The sequence below is a fragment of the Streptomyces sedi genome (genome assembly GCF_006335015.1).
GTDB lineage: Bacteria > Actinomycetota > Actinomycetes > Streptomycetales > Streptomycetaceae > Streptomyces > Streptomyces sedi.
Window position 1 is genome coordinate 102109 of sequence record NZ_VDGT01000012.1, and the last position, 15452, is coordinate 117560.

The 15452-nt window shown below is 75.0% G+C and carries 15 protein-coding genes and 1 pseudogene; 10 read left to right on the top strand and 6 right to left on the bottom strand.

The genetic code is table 11. The annotated features are described in order from the left end of the window. Positions 1–6 precede the first annotated feature (6 nt). Positions 7–636 (top strand): TetR/AcrR family transcriptional regulator, encoded by a 630-nt coding sequence (locus tag FH715_RS17060; protein ID WP_139646180.1) that lies wholly within the window; start codon positions 7–9, stop codon positions 634–636. 52 nt (positions 637–688) lie between these two features. On the opposite strand, the gene FH715_RS17065 is transcribed toward FH715_RS17060, so the two are convergent. Then, positions 689–1177 carry a nuclear transport factor 2 family protein gene (locus FH715_RS17065; protein WP_139646182.1) on the bottom strand — a complete coding sequence of 163 codons (489 nt, stop codon included), beginning with the start codon at positions 1175–1177 and terminating at the stop codon, positions 689–691. Positions 1178–1445: 268 nt separating this feature from the next. Here FH715_RS17065 and FH715_RS17070 point away from each other — a divergent pair, with 268 nt between their 5' ends. Further along, positions 1446–2270 carry a sulfite exporter TauE/SafE family protein gene (locus FH715_RS17070; protein ID WP_246108805.1) on the top strand — a complete coding sequence of 275 codons (825 nt, stop codon included), beginning with the start codon at positions 1446–1448 and terminating at the stop codon, positions 2268–2270. An 81-nt stretch (positions 2271–2351) separates the two neighbouring features. Here the strand turns inward: FH715_RS17070 and FH715_RS28975 are convergent, their stop codons facing one another. After that, entirely contained in the window at positions 2352–2885 is a 534-nt protein-coding gene (locus tag FH715_RS28975; RefSeq protein ID WP_246108806.1) for a hypothetical protein, read from the bottom strand. A gap of 49 nt (positions 2886–2934) precedes the next feature. After that, positions 2935–3342 (bottom strand): MerR family transcriptional regulator, encoded by a 408-nt coding sequence (locus FH715_RS17080; RefSeq protein WP_139646184.1) that lies wholly within the window; start codon positions 3340–3342, stop codon positions 2935–2937. A gap of 101 nt (positions 3343–3443) precedes the next feature. Here FH715_RS17080 and FH715_RS17085 point away from each other — a divergent pair, with 101 nt between their 5' ends. The 5 genes and pseudogenes from FH715_RS17085 to FH715_RS17105 all read left to right on the top strand — a co-directional run bounded on the left by FH715_RS17085 (position 3444) and on the right by FH715_RS17105 (position 9355). Beyond that, on the top strand, positions 3444–4535 hold the full coding sequence (locus FH715_RS17085; RefSeq protein ID WP_139646186.1) for an alkene reductase: 1092 nt from the start codon (positions 3444–3446) through the stop codon (positions 4533–4535). Between the two features lie 417 nt (positions 4536–4952). Continuing rightward, positions 4953–6164 (top strand): right-handed parallel beta-helix repeat-containing protein, encoded by a 1212-nt coding sequence (locus FH715_RS17090; RefSeq protein ID WP_139646188.1) that lies wholly within the window; start codon positions 4953–4955, stop codon positions 6162–6164. Positions 6165–6209: 45 nt separating this feature from the next. Further along, positions 6210–7325: pseudogene (locus tag FH715_RS17095) on the top strand (pectate lyase family protein); the annotation flags it as partial. A gap of 153 nt (positions 7326–7478) precedes the next feature. Beyond that, positions 7479–8240, top strand: a complete 762-nt coding sequence (locus FH715_RS17100; protein WP_139646342.1) for a dioxygenase family protein — start codon at positions 7479–7481, stop codon at positions 8238–8240. Continuing rightward, positions 8240–9355, top strand: coding sequence for an FAD-dependent oxidoreductase (locus FH715_RS17105; protein ID WP_139646192.1), 1116 nt, complete (start codon positions 8240–8242; stop codon positions 9353–9355). Before FH715_RS17100 ends, FH715_RS17105 begins: the two co-directional genes overlap by 1 nt. 76 nt (positions 9356–9431) lie before the next feature. Here the strand turns inward: FH715_RS17105 and FH715_RS17110 are convergent, their stop codons facing one another. Further along, on the bottom strand, positions 9432–10334 hold the full coding sequence (locus tag FH715_RS17110; RefSeq protein ID WP_139646194.1) for a phosphotransferase family protein: 903 nt from the start codon (positions 10332–10334) through the stop codon (positions 9432–9434). A 51-nt stretch (positions 10335–10385) separates the two neighbouring features. After that, on the bottom strand, positions 10386–11039 hold the full coding sequence (locus FH715_RS17115; RefSeq protein ID WP_139646196.1) for a TetR/AcrR family transcriptional regulator: 654 nt from the start codon (positions 11037–11039) through the stop codon (positions 10386–10388). Positions 11040–11298: 259 nt separating this feature from the next. On the opposite strand from FH715_RS17115, the gene FH715_RS17120 reads away from it, so the two are divergent. Both FH715_RS17120 and FH715_RS17125 read left to right on the top strand, forming a co-directional pair. Beyond that, positions 11299–11706, top strand: coding sequence for a hypothetical protein (locus FH715_RS17120; protein ID WP_139646198.1), 408 nt, complete (start codon positions 11299–11301; stop codon positions 11704–11706). A gap of 73 nt (positions 11707–11779) precedes the next feature. After that, positions 11780–12718, top strand: coding sequence for a polysaccharide pyruvyl transferase family protein (locus FH715_RS17125; RefSeq protein ID WP_139646200.1), 939 nt, complete (start codon positions 11780–11782; stop codon positions 12716–12718). Here the strand turns inward: FH715_RS17125 and FH715_RS17130 are convergent. Then, on the bottom strand, positions 12676–14010 hold the full coding sequence (locus tag FH715_RS17130) for a D-arabinono-1,4-lactone oxidase (RefSeq protein ID WP_139646202.1): 1335 nt from the start codon (positions 14008–14010) through the stop codon (positions 12676–12678). The genes FH715_RS17125 and FH715_RS17130 overlap by 43 nt on opposite strands. Positions 14011–14196: 186 nt before the next feature. Here FH715_RS17130 and FH715_RS17135 point away from each other — a divergent pair, with 186 nt between their 5' ends. Then, complete coding sequence (locus FH715_RS17135) at positions 14197–15438, top strand: amino acid deaminase/aldolase (protein ID WP_139646204.1); 1242 nt, start codon at positions 14197–14199, stop codon at positions 15436–15438. The last annotated feature ends 14 nt before the right edge of the window (positions 15439–15452 follow it).

Here is a 15452-nt window from a genome sequence, read left to right on the forward strand (position 1 = left end):
GGGCCGATGGCGGACGAACAGGGCACGGTCGACGGGCGCAGGCTGCGCGGCCAACGCCGTCGGGCCCAGATCATCGAGGCGACGCTCACCGTCGTCCGCCGGGACGGCGCCGCCGGGGTGACCCACCGAGCCGTCGCCAAGGAAGCGGGGATCACCACCAGCCTCACGCTCTACTACTTCGCCACCCTCGACGACCTGCTGGTCGCCGCGCTGACCAGCGTCGCCGACGCGTACACGGGACACATCCGCCGGCTCGTCGACGCCGACGACGACCCGGTCGGCGGACTCGCCAGGCTCATCGCCGACTCGGCCGGCCCCGGACGCGAACGGGCCCTGGCCGAACGCGAGTTGTCGACGCTGGCCGCCCGCCGCCCGGCGCTGCGCCCGGCGGCGCGCGGCTGGCGCGACAGCGTCGCGGCACTGGCCCGCACCCGGACCGACGACCCGGGCGCGGTCGAGGCGTTCGTCGCCCTGTGCGACGGCCTCTGCGCCGCGATCCTCCTCGACGACCGCGACGCCGACCCCGACCGCATCCGCACCCTCCTCACGAAGGTCGTGGACGGCCGGCCCGCGGGGACCTCGCCCGCGGGGAGCTGGTCCGAGGGCGAGGGCGGGGCGGCGGGCGGCCCGGAGTAGCCGGCCCCCACGCGGCCGGGGCGAGGGCGACGCGCCCCGCGCACGGCCCGCCTCACCCCCGTGGTGCGGCGAAGCGGTCGCCCGCGTCCTCGCCGGTCGTCCACCACAGCCCCAGCCGCTGGCGGGTCATCAGCCAACGGCCGTCCGCGCCCCGGCGGAACTCCCAGTCGTAGGGGCCGCCCATCGCGTACGGGGAGTCCGCCCGCTCGGGCTCGGTGACCGCGACGAACCACATGTAGCCGGTGCCGGTCGCCCGGTCGCCCTCCACCTCCAGATGCAGGTTGAGGATGTGGTGCTGCATCGCCGGGTAGGCGGCCTCCGCCGCCTCGACCCGCTCCCTGATCGCCCGCCGGCCGCGCGTCTCCCCCCACGGACCGAAATCGAGGACCGCGTCCTCGGCCCAGTGCGCGATCCAGCTGTCCCAGTCCTTGCGGTCCAACGCCCGCCAGCCGCGCATCAGCAGCCCGCGCAGGGCCTCCCTGTCCTCCAACTGCCGCAGCCGCGCTTCCAGGGCGCGTCGTCCGCCGTCCTGTTCCGTCATCGGGACTCCTTCCCCCCGCACACATGGGCGCGCCACCCGGCGGGCGGCGCGCGGCGGGTGGTGTGCTCCCCGCCGGCACCGAGTCTTGGGCCTGCCGGGCGCCCGAGCCAGGCCGTTCGCCACCCGGGTGCGCCACACCCCGGCTCCCCGACGCCGGGCGCCGGGCTGGCCGCGGGGCCGCCGGCCTCGGGTTCTAGCCTGGGGCCATGAACTCAACGGACGGTCACGGGCGGGGCGCGGGAGTCGCGGCGGAGGGGCGGGCCGACCGGTGGTGATCGCCGACGCCGGGCTGGTCGAGGCGGCGGCCGTCGGAGGCAAGTGGGCCGCCATCCTGGGGGCCGGCTTCTGGGCCGGGATGATCAACGTGGTCGTCGGCTCCGGCACGCTGGTCTCGTTCCCGGTGCTGGTCCTCTGCGGCTACCCGCCGCTGGTCGCCAACATCTCCAACAACATCGGCCTGGTCGGCGGCGGTCTCTCCGGCACCCTCGGCTACCGGCACGAGCTGCGCCAGAACGCCGGCCTCGCCCGGGTGCTGCTGCCCGCCTCGCTGCTCGGCGGGGTCGTCGGCGCGACGCTGCTGCTGGTGCTGCCCGACGACGCGTTCCGCACCATCGTCCCGGTGCTGATCGCCGCCGGCCTGGTGATGGTCGTCGCCGGACCGTTCGTGCAACGCGCCGCCGCCCGCCGCGCCGCCGAGGACCCGGAGGGCGCCGACACCGGCCCCTCGTTCGGCCGGCGCGCGGCGCTGCTCGGCGGCACGCTGGTGGTCGGCGTCTACGGCGGCTACTTCGGCGCCGCGCAGGGCATCCTGGTCGTCGGGCTGCTGTCCATCCTGACCAGCGAGTCGCTCCAGTCCGTCAACGCGGTGAAGAACCTGCTGGTCACCGGCGTCAACCTGGTCGCGGCCGTGGTCTTCATGGCGGTCGCCTGGGACTCGATCGACTGGCTCGCCGTCGCGCTGATCGCCGTGGGCGCCACCCTCGGCGGCATCGTCGGCGCCCGCGTCGGCCGTCGGCTGCCGCCGGGGCTGATGCGCGGGCTGATCGTGGCCATCGGGACGGTCGCGATCGTCAACCTGGTCTTCTTCTCCTGACCCGTGCCCCGACCCGACCCGACCCGTGCCCCGACCCGACCCGCGCCTCCCCGACGCGCCGCGCCCCGACCCGTCCCGCCCTCAGCCGGCCGGCTCGATCCGCAGCACCGCGCCGGCGTCGACGATCTCGACGACCTCCAGGCTCATCGCCTCGTTGACGGTGGCGACCGTCCCCACCTCGCAGCTCATCCCCACGCCACCGCCGCCGTTCGAGCTCACCCCGCCGCCCCCGGAACAGCCGGCCATGCTGTAGCCCGGGCCCGTCAGCGGCGCGACCATCTCGACGGTGTCGCCGGCGATGCCGGTGACCTCGATCGGCCCCAGCCCGTAGGCGGTCGGCACCTCGACCACGTCCCCGACGACCACCTCGACCTCGCAACTGCCCTCCGCGCAGGGCCCGGAGGGCGGGGGAGCGGCCTCCTCCGGCTCCTCCTCCCGCTCCTCCTCACCGGCACCGGCCTCGTCGTCGCCGTCGGGCGCCGACGACTCGGCGCCCGACGCCTCCCCGGCGCCGGGGTCCGCGGCGGAGTCCCCGTCCGAGGAACACGACGTGAGCACCCCCCAGGCGAAGACGGCGACGACCACGGCGGCGGTGGAACTGCTGCGCATCCTCATGCCGCCAGTCAACCCCGCACCCGCCGGGACCCCACCCGGCGGCCCGGAATCATCCCGCGCGCCGCTCCGCCGCCCGGTCGCCCACGCACTCCGGCGACCGCTGTCCCGCGCGGTAGGAGCGCGCCGTCTCCATCACCGCGTCGAGGGCGTCCCTGGTCGCGGCCAGCTGGTCGATGTGCGCGGAGATCCGGTCCCGTTCACGCGCCATCTTCTCCAGCGCGGCGTCCGTCGCCCGGTGGCTGGGCGCGTCCACGCACGGCAGCAGCGCGGCGACGGTCCGGCTGGACAGCCCCGCGGTGTAGAGCCGCTGGATGAGCGCCACCCGGTCGACGGCGCTCTCCGTGTAGTGCCGCTGGCCGCTGGCGCTCCGGGCGCTGGTCACCAGCCCCTGCTCCTCGTAGTACCGCAGCGACCGCACGCTCACGCCGGTGCGCGCGGCCAGCTCCCCGATCCGCAACGTTCCGCCCTCCGGGCTTGCCTCTCACATGGATGTGAGGTTTTAGCGTAACCGCGCGCCCAAGATCTGGGAAACGCCGTGAATCGCGAGGAGTCCGCACGATGCCATCCCCCTCATCCCCCTCATCCCTCTTCTCCCCTTACCGGCTCGGCGAGCTGGCGCTCCCCAACCGCGTCGTCATGGCCCCGATGACCCGGGTCCGGGCCGCCGAGGGGGGCCTGGCGACGCCGTCGATGGCCCGCTACTACGCGCAGCGGGCCAGCGCCGGGCTGATCGTCTCCGAGGGCGTGCAGCCCAGCCTGGTCGGCCAGTCCAACCCCGGCACGCCCGGGCTGCACACCCCGGCGCAGGTCGCCTCCTGGCGGCCGGTCACCGAGGCCGTGCGTGCCAACGGCGGCCGGATCTTCGCGCAGCTCATGCACGGCGGCAGGGTCTCGCACCCCGACACGACGGGCTTCCGGCCCGTCGGCCCCTCGGCCGTGCCCGCCGTCGGCGAGGTCTTCACCCCGAACGGCCCCCGCCCGGCGCCCGTTCCCCGGGCGCTGGAGACCGCCGAGGTCCCCGAGCACGCCGCCTCGTACGCGGAGGCGGCCAGCGGCGCGGTGGCGGCCGGCTTCGACGGGGTGGAGCTGCACGGCGCCAACGGCTATCTGATCTCGCAGTTCCTGTCGAGCAACGCCAACCTGCGCTCCGACCGCTACGGCGGCTCGGTGGCCGGCCGTGTCCGGTTCGCCGTCGAGGCGGCGGAGGCCACCGTCGACGCGGTCGGCGCGGCCAGGACCGGCATCCGGCTCTCGCCCGGCTCGACGACCTGGGGCGTCGCGGACGAGGACGTGCCCCGGCTGTACGGCACGCTGCTCGCCGAGTTGGCCCGGCTCGACCTGGCCTATGTCCATCTCGTCGCGACCAGCGAGGAGGAGGTGCTGCTCGGGCTGCGCGCGGCCTGGCCCGGCACGTTGATCATGAACCCGGTCCCGCCGGGGGGCCCGAAGCGGACCAGCCGCGCCGACGCCGACCACTGGCTGGGCCTCGGCGCCGAACTGGTCAGCTTCGGGCGCGCGTTCATCGCCAACCCGGACCTGGTGGAACGGCTGCGCGCCGCACTGCCGTTGAGCCCCGAGGACGCGCGGGACTTCTACCAGGGCGGCGACGACGGCTATCTGACCTACCCGGCCTACGGCCACCGGGACTGAGCGACCGCGGGGGCGCGGCGGGGCGCTCATCCGGGGGGTGTTGACGCGGGGCACCCGGCGGGGGAGGGGCGCGGGGATCGTTATTGTCCACGCGCACCCCGGAATTGTTCGGCCTCCCGCTCCTACGCTGTTCCCCCAGACGCCCCTGACCAGGTCGGGAACCCCCGGCCCCGAGGGCAAGCGCTTGCGCGGCGAGGCCGAAACCCACCAGGGAGCCGCTCGGTCCCCGCCGTTCCACACCACCGGTCAACGCCGGGCGGCGCGGCACGTGCCGTCCGTCCCGGCGACGAGAACTCGCGTGGCCGACGCGAGGCGGACCGGGGAGCCGCGGGTGGCTGGCCCCACCCCTTCCCCGTTTCGAGAAGTGCGTCGACCTCGCCGAGGCACCCCCCACCCCGGTTCTGAGGAGATGAGCCCATGTCTCTGGTCCGTGTTCCCGCCCGCCGCCGTCGCGTCGCCCTCGCGGTCCCGCTCGCCGGCGTGATGGCGGCGTGGCTGCTGGGCGCGGCCGTCGGCGCCGGCGCCGACGAGCCCGGCGCCCCCGGCCTCGCGGCCGACGCGCTCTACGCCGCGCCGGACGGCGACGCCGACGCCGCCGGGACGGAGGACGACCCGACCACGCTCACCGCCGCGTTGGAACGGGTCACCGCCGGCGGGACGGTCTATCTGCGCGACGGCGGCTACGCGTTGGAGGAGACGGTCACCATCGCGGGCGGCGACGGCACGGCCGACGCGCGCACCACGCTGTCGGCCTACCCGGGGGAGACCCCGGTGCTGGACTTCTCCGCCCAGGAGGAGGACCCGGCCAACCGCGGTCTGGCGCTCAACGCCTCCTACTGGCATCTCTACGGCATCACCGTCGAGCACGCCGGGGACAACGGCATCTTCGTCAGCGGCAGCGACAACGTCATCGAGCGCACCGTCACCCGCCACAACCGCGACTCCGGGCTCCAGCTCTCCCGCGCCACCTCCGACACCCCGGAGAGCGAGTGGCCCGCCAACAACCTGGTGCTCAGCGCGGTCTCGCACGACAACGTCGACTCCGACGGGGAGGACGCCGACGGCTTCGCGCCCAAGCTGACCGTCGGGCCGGGCAACGTCTTCCGCTACACCGTCGCGCACCACAACATCGACGACGGCTACGACCTGTACACCAAGTCGGACACCGGCGCGATCGGCGCGGTCACCATCGAGGACTCGCTCGCCTACGCCAACGGCAAGCTCTCCGACGGCTCCCAGTCCGGCGACGGCGACCGCAACGGCTACAAGCTGGGCGGCGAGGACATCGGCGTCGACCACGTGCTGCGGGGCAACATCGCCCACGGCAACGGCAAGCACGGGTTCACCTACAACCGCAACACCGGTTCCATGACGGTCTCGGGCAACGTGAGCATCGGCAGCGAGGAGCGCAACTTCAACTTCGACGGCGGTTCCTCCGTCTTCCGCGACAACGTCTCGTGCGACAGCGGCTCCAACGACCGGACGATCGGCGATGTCGACGCCTCCAACGAGTTCTGGTCGGGCGAGAACGGCGCCTCCTGCGGCGCCTACGCGGGCGCCCCCGACTGGTCCTTCGCCGAGGACGGCAGCCTCGTGGTGACCTTCGGCGGCGTCCGGGTCACGGACTGAGCGGCACCCGCCACACCCCCCACAACGCTGAAAGGCGGACCCACCATGAGGAAACGAGTACTACCGCGGGCCGGCGTGGCCACGACGCTGCTGGCCGTGGTGGCCGCGAGCGGCGTCGCGCTGTCGACAGCCGGGGCGTCGGCCGAGCCGTCCACCTCGGCGACGGGCACGGCCAGCGGCTTCGCCAGCCAGAACGGCGGCACCACCGGCGGCGAGGGCGGCGAGACCGTCCGGGTCGGCACCGGCACCGGGATCCACGAGGCGCTCTGCTCGCGGGCCGCCGACGACACCCCGATCACCATCGAGGTCGAGGGGACCGTCAACCACGGCAACACCAGCAAGGTCTCCGGTGACAGCTGCAACACCGCCGACGACGTCATCGAGCTGAAGCAGATCAGCAACGTGACCCTCGTCGGCGTCGGCGACGGCGCGGTCTTCGACGAACTGGGCATCCATGTCCGGGAGTCCAGCAACATCATCATTCAGAACGTGACGGTGCGGAACGTCAAGAAGTCCGGTTCGCCCACCTCCAACGGCGGCGACGCCATCGGCATGGAGAAGGACGTGCGCAACGTCTGGGTCGACCACGTCACGCTGGAGGCGTCCGGCGGCGAGGACGAGGGCTTCGACGGGCTCTTCGACATGAAGAACAACACCCAGTACGTCACGCTCTCCCACAGCGTCCTGCGCGACTCGGGCCGCGGCGGGCTCGTCGGCTCCAGCGAGAGCGACACCTCCAACGGCTATGTGACCTACCACCACAACCTGTACGAGAACATCGACTCCCGCACCCCGCTGCTGCGCGGCGGCGTCGGGCACGTCTTCAACAACCACTTCGTGGACATCCACGAGTCGGGCATCAACTCCCGTGCCGGCGCGCGGGTGCGGGTGGACAACAACTACTTCCAGGACTCCAAGGACGTCCTCGGCACCTTCTACACGGACGAGGCCGGCTACTGGCAGGTCGACGGCAACGTCTTCGAGAACGTGACCTGGTCCGAGCCCGGCGACGAGACCAACCCGGCGGGGCCGGACCCGGAGTCCAACACCACGGTGGACATCCCCTACTCCTTCCCTCTGGACGGCGCCGACTGCGTCCCCGACGTGGTGCGCGAGATCGCGGGCGCGGACAACGGTCTGCGGTTCCCCGACGGCACCTGCTGAGGTCCCCTCGCCCCTCGCTCCTCGCCCCCGTCGCGCCGACCGCGCCGTCGACGCGACGGGGGGCGGGTGGAGTACTCTGACGGTAAGAAGTTGAAGCTTCAATGAGACCGTCGGAGGGCTCCCGTGACCGCCGCACCCGCGTCCGCCCGCATGCCCGCGCTCTACCTCTCGCACGGCGCCCCGCCGCTGGCCGACGACGCCCTGTGGCCGGGGCAGCTCGCCGCCTGGTCGGCCGAGCTGCCGAGGCCGAAGGCCGTCCTCATGGTCTCGGCGCACTGGGAGGAGGCCCCGCTGGCGATCGGCGCCACCACGTCCGTGCCGCTGGAGTACGACTTCTGGGGCTTCCCCGAGCGCTACTACCAGGTGCGCTACCCCGCGCCGGGCGCCCCCGAACTGGCGGCAGACGTCCGCGCGTTGCTCCGTTCCGCCGGCACGCCGGTGGCGGACGTGCCGGAGCGGGGGCTGGACCACGGCGCCTATGTGCCGCTGGTGGAGATGTACCCGGACGCCGACATACCCGTGCTCCAGATCTCGCTGCCGACCCTCGACCCGGTGCGGCTGATGGAGGTCGGTCGGCGGTTGGCGCCGCTGCGGGACCAGGGGGTGCTGATCGTCGGCTCGGGCTTCTTCACCCACAACCTTTCCGCGCTCCGCGAGGGGGGCGTGCCGGCCTGGTCGGCCGAGTTCGACGACTGGGGCCACGAGGCGCTGGAGGCGGGCGACGCGGACGCGCTGCTCGACTTCGTCCACGCCTCGCCGGCCGGCGCCCTGGCCCATCCGCGCACCGAGCACTTCGCGCCGCTCTTCGTCACCATGGGAGCGGCGGACGCCGTGGGCGAGCTGACCGAGCAGCGCAGCGTGATCGACGGCTTCTGGATGGGGCTGGCCAAGCGCTCGGTACAGTTCGGCTGATGGGTACCCCTGCCGAGGCGGGCGCCGAGCGCCGCGCCACCGTGGTCGTCGTCGGCGGCGGGCAGGCCGGCCTGTCGGCCGCCTACCACCTGGGGCGGCGCGGCTTCGCGAGCGCGCTGACCGATCCGGAGGCGGAGCGCACCGTGGTGGTGCTCGACGCCGAGTCCGGCGCGGGCGGCGCCTGGCGGCACCGCTGGGAGTCGCTGCGGATGGAGACGGTCAACGGCATCTTCGACCTGCCGGACTTCCCCCAGCCGCCGATCGACCCCGCCGAGCCGAGCCGGGACGCCGTTCCCCGCTACTTCGCCGCGTTCGAACACGCCACCCGCCCGCCGATCCTCCGCCCGGTCACCGTCACCGCCGTCACCAGGGCCGACGCGGACCCGGAGGGCGAGCTGCTGGTGGAGTCCAGCGCCGGCCGGTGGCGCACCCGGGCGCTGGTCAACGCGACCGGCACCTGGAACAACCCGGTACGGCCGCGCTACCCCGGCCAGGAGACCTTCGCCGGCAGGCAGTTGCACACCAGGGACTACGTCTCCGCCGAGGAGCTGGCGGGGCGGCGGGTGGCGGTCGTCGGCGGCGGGATCTCGGCCGTGCAGCTGCTGGAGGAGGTCTCCCGGGTGGCGACCACCTTCTGGTACACGCGCCGCGAGCCGGTCTTCCGCGAGGGCGCCTTCCGCCCCGAGGTGGAGGGCCGGGAGGTCATCGCCAGGGTGACGGCCGACGTGACGTCGGGGCGCCCGACCGGCAGCGTCGTCTCCTACACCGGCCTGGCCTGGACCCCGTACGCCCGCGCGGCCCAGGAGCGTGGGGCGCTGGTGCGGCGTCCGATGTTCACGGCCGTCGAGCCGCTGGGGGTCCGCGAGGCCGACGGCTCGTTCACCGCCGTCGACACCCTGCTGTGGGCCACGGGCTTCAAGGCGGCGCTCGGCCATCTCGACCCGTTGGGACTGCGCAACGCGCGGGGTGGCATCACGCTGCGCGGGACGCGTGTCGTGGACGAGCCGCGGGTGTGGCTGATCGGCTTCGGCCCCTCGCAGTCCACCGTCGGCGCCAACCGCGCGGGGCGCGAGGCGGCGCGGGAGCTGGCCTCGCGGGTGGCCGTCGCGACGTGACAGGGCCCGGCCCGGGGCTTGCGTCGGCTGTCACTCAACGCGCCGCCCGACCGCTTCCGGTCCTCGGGCGGCGCGCTCAGTCCGTCCGACGCGCGGCCAGGTCCAGCCAGTGCTCCACGTCGGCCGGCGTGTGGTGGCGGATCGACCAGTCGACCATCCGCAGGCTCATGTGCGCCCAGGCCGGCCGCAGCACCTCCTCGGGCATCGCGTCCAACACCTCGTCCAGGCGCTCCTCCACGCCCGGCCCCGTTCCCTCGGCGTGGACGCCGAACCGCAGCGTGACCAGGTCCAGCCGGCGGTCCCCGCGCCCGGCGCCGTCCCAGTCGATGACCCCGGTGAGGGTGCCGTCCACCGCCAGCATGTTGCCCGGGTGGAAGTCCAGGTGGACGGCGTCGTCGCCCTCCAGCCTCGCCGGATGCGCGGCACCGACGGCGGCGGCCCAGCGCTCCAGCGCGGCGGCGCGCGCCCCGTGCCGGCGCAGCGGTTCGTGCAGGCAGAACCCGGGCCCGTCCTCCCGCAGATGAAGGGCGGTCGCGGGGATGTCGCGGCGGTCGGCCAACCGTCCGGCGAGCGCCTGGTTGAACGCGAGCGCCTGCTCCAGGCCGCGCGCGTCCAGGCGGTCGAGCGTCGCGCCGGGCAGCAGCTCCTGGACCGTGACGACGGCGTGGTCGACCTGCTCGACCAGCTCGGTCGCCGGGACCGGGCAGCCGGCCGCGCGCAGCGCCTCGGAGACGGCGATCGGGCCGTTCTCCAGGTCGGCGGCGCGGGCGCGCGGGCGCCACTTGAGCACGGAACGGCGGCCGTCCGGCCAGCGCACATAGGCCGCGCCCACCTGCCCGCCCGGGCAGGGGCCCTCCACGGTCAGTCGGGCTCCGGTCCGCTCGCGAAGGGCCTCGACCATCCGTTCGGCGTCGAGGCGTTCGGCGCGGGGCCAGTCGGGGGAGGCGGAGCTCGGTCGCGGTGCGGGGGAGGTGGCCATCGGGGGATTATGGCGCCGGGGGGCGCCGCTTCGCGCGTCGTTTACCCCGGCTCAGCCGGCGATCGCGTCCCCGACCGCCCCGCCGGTCGCGCCGCGCACCGCCCGTGCGAGGTGCGCGGGGGCGTGAAGAAGCCCCTGGGTGTCCCCGCCGGACAGGAGCGTGCGGGCGACATGCTCGTTGTACGCCCGCAGCGCGGCGCCGGTCGCCGCGGCGTGCGGCAGCACGCGGTGGTCGTCGGCAGGGAGGCCGAGGCGCCTGGCGATGACGGGTGCCAGCTCCCGTTCGACCTTGTCGCACGCCATCAGCCACGCGGTCCGCAGGGCCGGCTCCCGGTCGCCGAGGGCGACGATGCCGAGGGCCAGCCGGTCGTCGATGACGCTGTCGGCGGTGGCCTCCTCGACATGGCGGATCCGCTCGGCCGCGGCGTGCTCCTCCAGGGAGAGGTGCGGGGGCCAGGCGCGGAGGATCAGCATCCCCCACTCCACGCCTCTGGCCACGAGGGGTTCGGCGCAGCTCTCCTTGGTGCGGAAGTGGCGCCAGATGGTGCGGGTGGACAGGCCGACGGCCTCGGCGATCTGGTCGCCGCTGGTGGCGTCGACGCCCTGCTCCCAGAAGAGGCGGGAGGCCTCCCTGGAGATCTCCAGCCGCAGGCGGCGCCGCCGCACCTCGCTCATCGCACCGCCGCGGCGTCTGGTCGTCGTCATGGGGGCTCCGGTTTCGGTTCCGCGCAATGCATTAAGTGGCATTATGGCAGTAAGTGACGCGCGACGCCAGGGGGTCGGCGACGGGGCGCGGTCGACCGCCCGCGCGGTTCCCCGCGCCTCTTCGCCGTGACTCCCGCGCGGTCGGCGAGGCGGCAACGGCCCCCGGGAGCAGGGGAGTTGCCCAGAAGAAGCCCCGAGCGACCCGGGGGCGGGTCAACGGGCCACGTTTCAGACTGATTTGCGCGGTTAGCCGAGCGTCATGACTGCGAAGAGCGAAGCCAGGAAGAACAACACGGACGACAACCGCGCCAAGGCCGGCACCCGTCTGGCGGTGGCCAAGGCGAAGGCCGAGGAAGCGGTCGCGCGGGTGAAGGGGGCCGAGGAGTCCGCCGAGGAAGCGGCCCACGCGGCGGGCGAGAGCGCCGGCCGCGCCGGCCGCGCGACCGCCGCCGGACTGGCCAGCGGCCGGCAGGCCGTCGCCTCCGCGGCGCACCACGCGGCCTCCGGCGCCACCAGCGCCTGGACGACGGCCCGGCACCACAAGGGCGTCTCGGCCGCCACCGTCCTCGGCGTCGTGTGCCTGACCGCGGGCGCCTTCGCGCTGGGCCGCCGCTCGTTCCGGAGCGACGCCGGCCCGCTGACCCGGCTGACCCACGGCCGGATCTGACCCACGGCCGGATCTGACGCGCGCTGACGCCGGGGGCCGGTTTCGGCCGCCGGATGCGGGAAACCCGGCCGCGATGGAACGGACCCTGGTGACCGGATGGTTCAGCTTCGTCCACGGCGAGGCGACCGCCGGCGACGTCCTGGCCCTGCACCGGGTCCAGGACGTGCTCGACCGGGCGGGCCGGCCCCACGACGTCGCCTGGAGCCCGGGCTTCCGGCCCGGCGCGCTCTCCCTCACGGACGTCGACCCCGCCGACTACACCCGGCTGGTCTTCGTCTGCGGGCCGCTCCACGGACCGGGGATCGCGTGGCTGCACGAGCGGTTCGGCCACTGCCTGCGCGTGGCCGTCGGCACCTCGGTGCTCGACCCCGAGGACCCGGCCGCCGCCGGTTTCCACCGGATCCTCGCCCGTGACGGCGCCGGCCCGCCCACCGAGGACCTCGCGGCCCACGCACCCGCGCGCCCCGCCGTCCCCGTGGCCGGGCTGCTGCTCACCGACGGCCAGCGGGAGTACGGCGCGCGCCGCCTCCACGGCCGGGTCGCGGAGACCGTCACGGGCTGGCTCAACGGCACGCGCTGCGCGCCCGTGCCGTTCGACACCCGGCTCGACGCGCGCGACGGCACGCTCCCCGGCACGCCCGAGGAGCTGCTGTCGCTGCTGGAACGTCTCGACGTCGTCGTCACCGACCGTCTGCACGGGCTGGTGCTGGCGCTGCGCGTCGGCGTCCCGGCGGTGGCGATCGACCCGGTGAGCGCCGGCGCCAAGATGACCGCCCAGGCCCGGGCCCTGCGCTGGCCCGCGGTGATCCCGGGCGAGCGGCTGGACGAGGAACGGCTGGGGCACTGGTGGGCGTGGGCGCTCGGGCCAGGCGCCCGCCTGGCGCGGAAGCGCGCCGGGGACCTCGCCGCCGGCCACGACCCGGCCGAGTCGCTGCCGGACATCCTCGCGCCGGCCCCCGCCGGCGGCGCTCAGCCGGCGGCGGGGGCGGGGCCCAGCACCCGGTCCAGATAGGGGTTGGCGAAGACCCCGCCGGGGTCGACCCGGTCCCGGACGGCCAGGAAGTCGTCGAACCGCGGGTAGCGGTCGCGCAGCGCCGCCGCGTCCAGCCAGTGCAGCTTGCCCCAGTGCGGACGGCCGCCCACCGCGTCGGCGATCGCCGCCACGGCGCGGAAGTACCGCTCGTGCGGCAGCCGGTGGTACTGGTGCACCGCCACGTAGGCGCTGTCCCGCCGGTAGGCGGTGGAGAGCCACACGTCGTCGGCCGGCGCGAACCGCACCTCGACGGGGAAGGCGACCCGTTCGCCGCTCTCCGCCACCCAGCGGCGGATCGCCCGCACCACTCCGGCCACCGACTCCCCGGGCACCGCGTACTCCATCTCGCGGAAGACCACCCGCCGCGCCGAGGTGAAGACCCGGTGCGAGGCGTCGCTGTAGGCGCGGGCCGAAAGGGCGCGGCTGCTCAGCGCGTTGAGCCCGGGGATCGCGCCCGGCACCGCGGTGCCCAGCCGACTGACGCCTTCGAGCAGGGTGTTGGAGAGAAACTCGTCGTCGAACCAGGCGCGCGTCCTTCCCAGCGGGCACGGCCGCTCGTCGGGGCCCAGCCGGTTGTTGCGCTTGGTGAGCGTCCGGTCGGTGTGCGGGAACCAGTAGAACTCGAAGTGCTCGTTGGCGGCACGCAGTTCGTCGAGTCCGCCGAGCACGTCCGGCAGCCCCATCGGCCCCTCGCGGGCCCACAGCGCGAACGCCGGCTCGCACTGGAGCGTGACGGTGGCGAGCACCCCCAGCGCGCCGAGGCCGACGCGGGCGGCGGCGAACAGCTCGGGCCGCTCCTCGGCCGAGCAGCGCACCAACGAGCCGTCGGCCAGCACCAGTTCCAGCGCCCGCACCTGCGCGGCCAACCCGCCGGAACGGGCGCCGGTGCCGTGGGTGCCGGTGGAGACGGCGCCGGAGAGGGTCTGCCGGTCGATGTCGCCGAGGTTGGTCATCGCCAGGCCGTGCGCGGCCAGCACCGCGTTCAGCCGGTGCAGCGGGATGCCCGCCTCGACGGTGACCAGCCCCGAGCGCGGGTCGATCCGCAGCGGCGCGTCCAGCGCGTCCATCCGCACCAGCACCCCCTCGGCGACCGCGATGCCGGTGAACGAGTGGCCGCTGCCGACGGCCTTCACCCGCAGCCCCTCTGCCGCCGCCCGCCGCACGACCGCGCGCAACTCGTCCACGGTGCGGGGCCGTTCGACCCGGACCGGGCGCGCGCTCGCGGTGCCCGACCAGTTTCGCCAGCCGGCCCCGGTATGGGCGATGGTCATCGGCCGTCCCCTTCTCCTCGCGCCGTCGCGCCCGTGGGGACCCCGGGGGGTGGTGCGCGCGTTTTCCGTGCCCCGCGAGGGGGTTGCCCCGCGCGGTGGCGCCGTTACCGTGGTCGACACCCGGCCGACCGGGTTCGGTCGGTGGCACGGACGAGACTGGGGGTCAGAGTGAGCGCACCCGTCACTATGCCGCAGGGGACCCTGGACGGCGAGACCCGTGCACGGCTGGAACGGGCCACCGCCGCCCTGGACCCGCCGTTCGCCGTGGTCGACCTGGACGCCTACGACGCCAACGCCGGCGACCTCGCGCGCCGCGCGCTCGGCAAGCCGATCCGGGTGGCCAGCAAGTCGCTGCGCTGCCGGGAGCTGACCCGGCGGGTCCTGGCGCGGCGCGGCTTCGCCGGCGTGCTCGCCTTCACCCTGCCGGAGGCGCTGTGGCTGGCCGCGGACGAGGGCGCCCCCGACGGGGACGGCGCCCCGGGGATCGAGGACGTGGTGGTCGGCTACCCCACGGCCGACCGCGCGGCGCTGCGCCGGCTGGCGGCCGACGAGCGGCTGGCGCGGCGCGTCACGCTGATGGTGGACTCCGTCGACCACCTGGACTTCGTGCGGGAGGCCGCCCGTCCCTCCGCGGACCGCCCGCTGCGGCTCTGCCTCGAACTCGACGCCTCGCTGCGGTTGTTCGGCGACCGGCTGCACATCGGCGCCCGCCGCTCGCCCGTGCGCACCCCCGAGGCGGCGCTGGCGCTGGCCGGCGCGGTGGCCGACCGGCCCGAGTTCCGGCTGGTCGGGATGATGTCCTACGAGTCGCAGACCGCCGGCGTCGGCGACGCCCCGGCCGGCTCGCCGCTGCGTGGCCTGGCCGTGCGGGCAATGCAGCGGGCCTCCGCCGCCGAGCTGGCCGAACGCAGGGCCGCCGCCGTCGCCGCCGTGCGCTCCCGTGCCGACCTGGAGTTCGTCAACGGCGGCGGCACCGGCAGCGTCGAACGGACCGCCGCCGAGCCCGCCGTCACCGAGGTGGCCGCCGGCTCCGGCCTCTACGGGCCGCTGCTCTTCGACGGCTACCGGGCGTTCCGGCCGCGCCCCGCGGCCTACTTCGCGCTGCCCGTGGTGCGCCGCCCGGCCCCCGGGGTCGCCACGGTGCTCGGCGGCGGCTGGATCGCCTCGGGACCGCCGGGCGCCGACCGGCAGCCCCGGCCCGTCTTCCCGCCGGGGCTGCGCTACCGGGGCATGGAGGGCGCGGGGGAGGTGCAGTCCCCGCTGCTCGGCCCGGCGGCCGACCGGCTGCGGGTCGGGGACCGGGTGTGGTTCCGCCACGCCAAGGCGGGTGAACTCGCCGAGCGCGTCGACGCGTTCCACCTGGTCGACGGCGACCGGATCGCCGCCGAGGTGCCCACCTACCGGGGCGAGGGCCGCGCGTTCCTGTGAACGCGCGGGGCGCG

Coding starts and splice junctions, on each gene's coding strand:
- FH715_RS17065 (WP_139646182.1), bottom strand. CDS start 1,177: ATGACGGAACAGGACGGCGGACGACGCGCCCTGGAAGCGCGGCTGCGG.
- FH715_RS17115 (WP_139646196.1), bottom strand. CDS start 11,039: ATGACGACGACCAGACGCCGCGGCGGTGCGATGAGCGAGGTGCGGCGG.
- FH715_RS17100 (WP_139646342.1), top strand. CDS start 7,479: ATGCCCGCGCTCTACCTCTCGCACGGCGCCCCGCCGCTGGCCGACGAC.
- FH715_RS17090 (WP_139646188.1), top strand. CDS start 4,953: ATGTCTCTGGTCCGTGTTCCCGCCCGCCGCCGTCGCGTCGCCCTCGCG.
- FH715_RS17130 (WP_139646202.1), bottom strand. CDS start 14,010: ATGACCATCGCCCATACCGGGGCCGGCTGGCGAAACTGGTCGGGCACC.
- FH715_RS17105 (WP_139646192.1), top strand. CDS start 8,240: ATGGGTACCCCTGCCGAGGCGGGCGCCGAGCGCCGCGCCACCGTGGTC.
- FH715_RS17110 (WP_139646194.1), bottom strand. CDS start 10,334: ATGGCCACCTCCCCCGCACCGCGACCGAGCTCCGCCTCCCCCGACTGG.
- FH715_RS17060 (WP_139646180.1), top strand. CDS start 7: ATGGCGGACGAACAGGGCACGGTCGACGGGCGCAGGCTGCGCGGCCAA.
- FH715_RS17125 (WP_139646200.1), top strand. CDS start 11,780: ATGGAACGGACCCTGGTGACCGGATGGTTCAGCTTCGTCCACGGCGAG.
- FH715_RS17120 (WP_139646198.1), top strand. CDS start 11,299: ATGACTGCGAAGAGCGAAGCCAGGAAGAACAACACGGACGACAACCGC.
- FH715_RS17085 (WP_139646186.1), top strand. CDS start 3,444: ATGCCATCCCCCTCATCCCCCTCATCCCTCTTCTCCCCTTACCGGCTC.
- FH715_RS17135 (WP_139646204.1), top strand. CDS start 14,197: ATGCCGCAGGGGACCCTGGACGGCGAGACCCGTGCACGGCTGGAACGG.
- FH715_RS28975 (WP_246108806.1), bottom strand. CDS start 2,885: ATGAGGATGCGCAGCAGTTCCACCGCCGCCGTGGTCGTCGCCGTCTTC.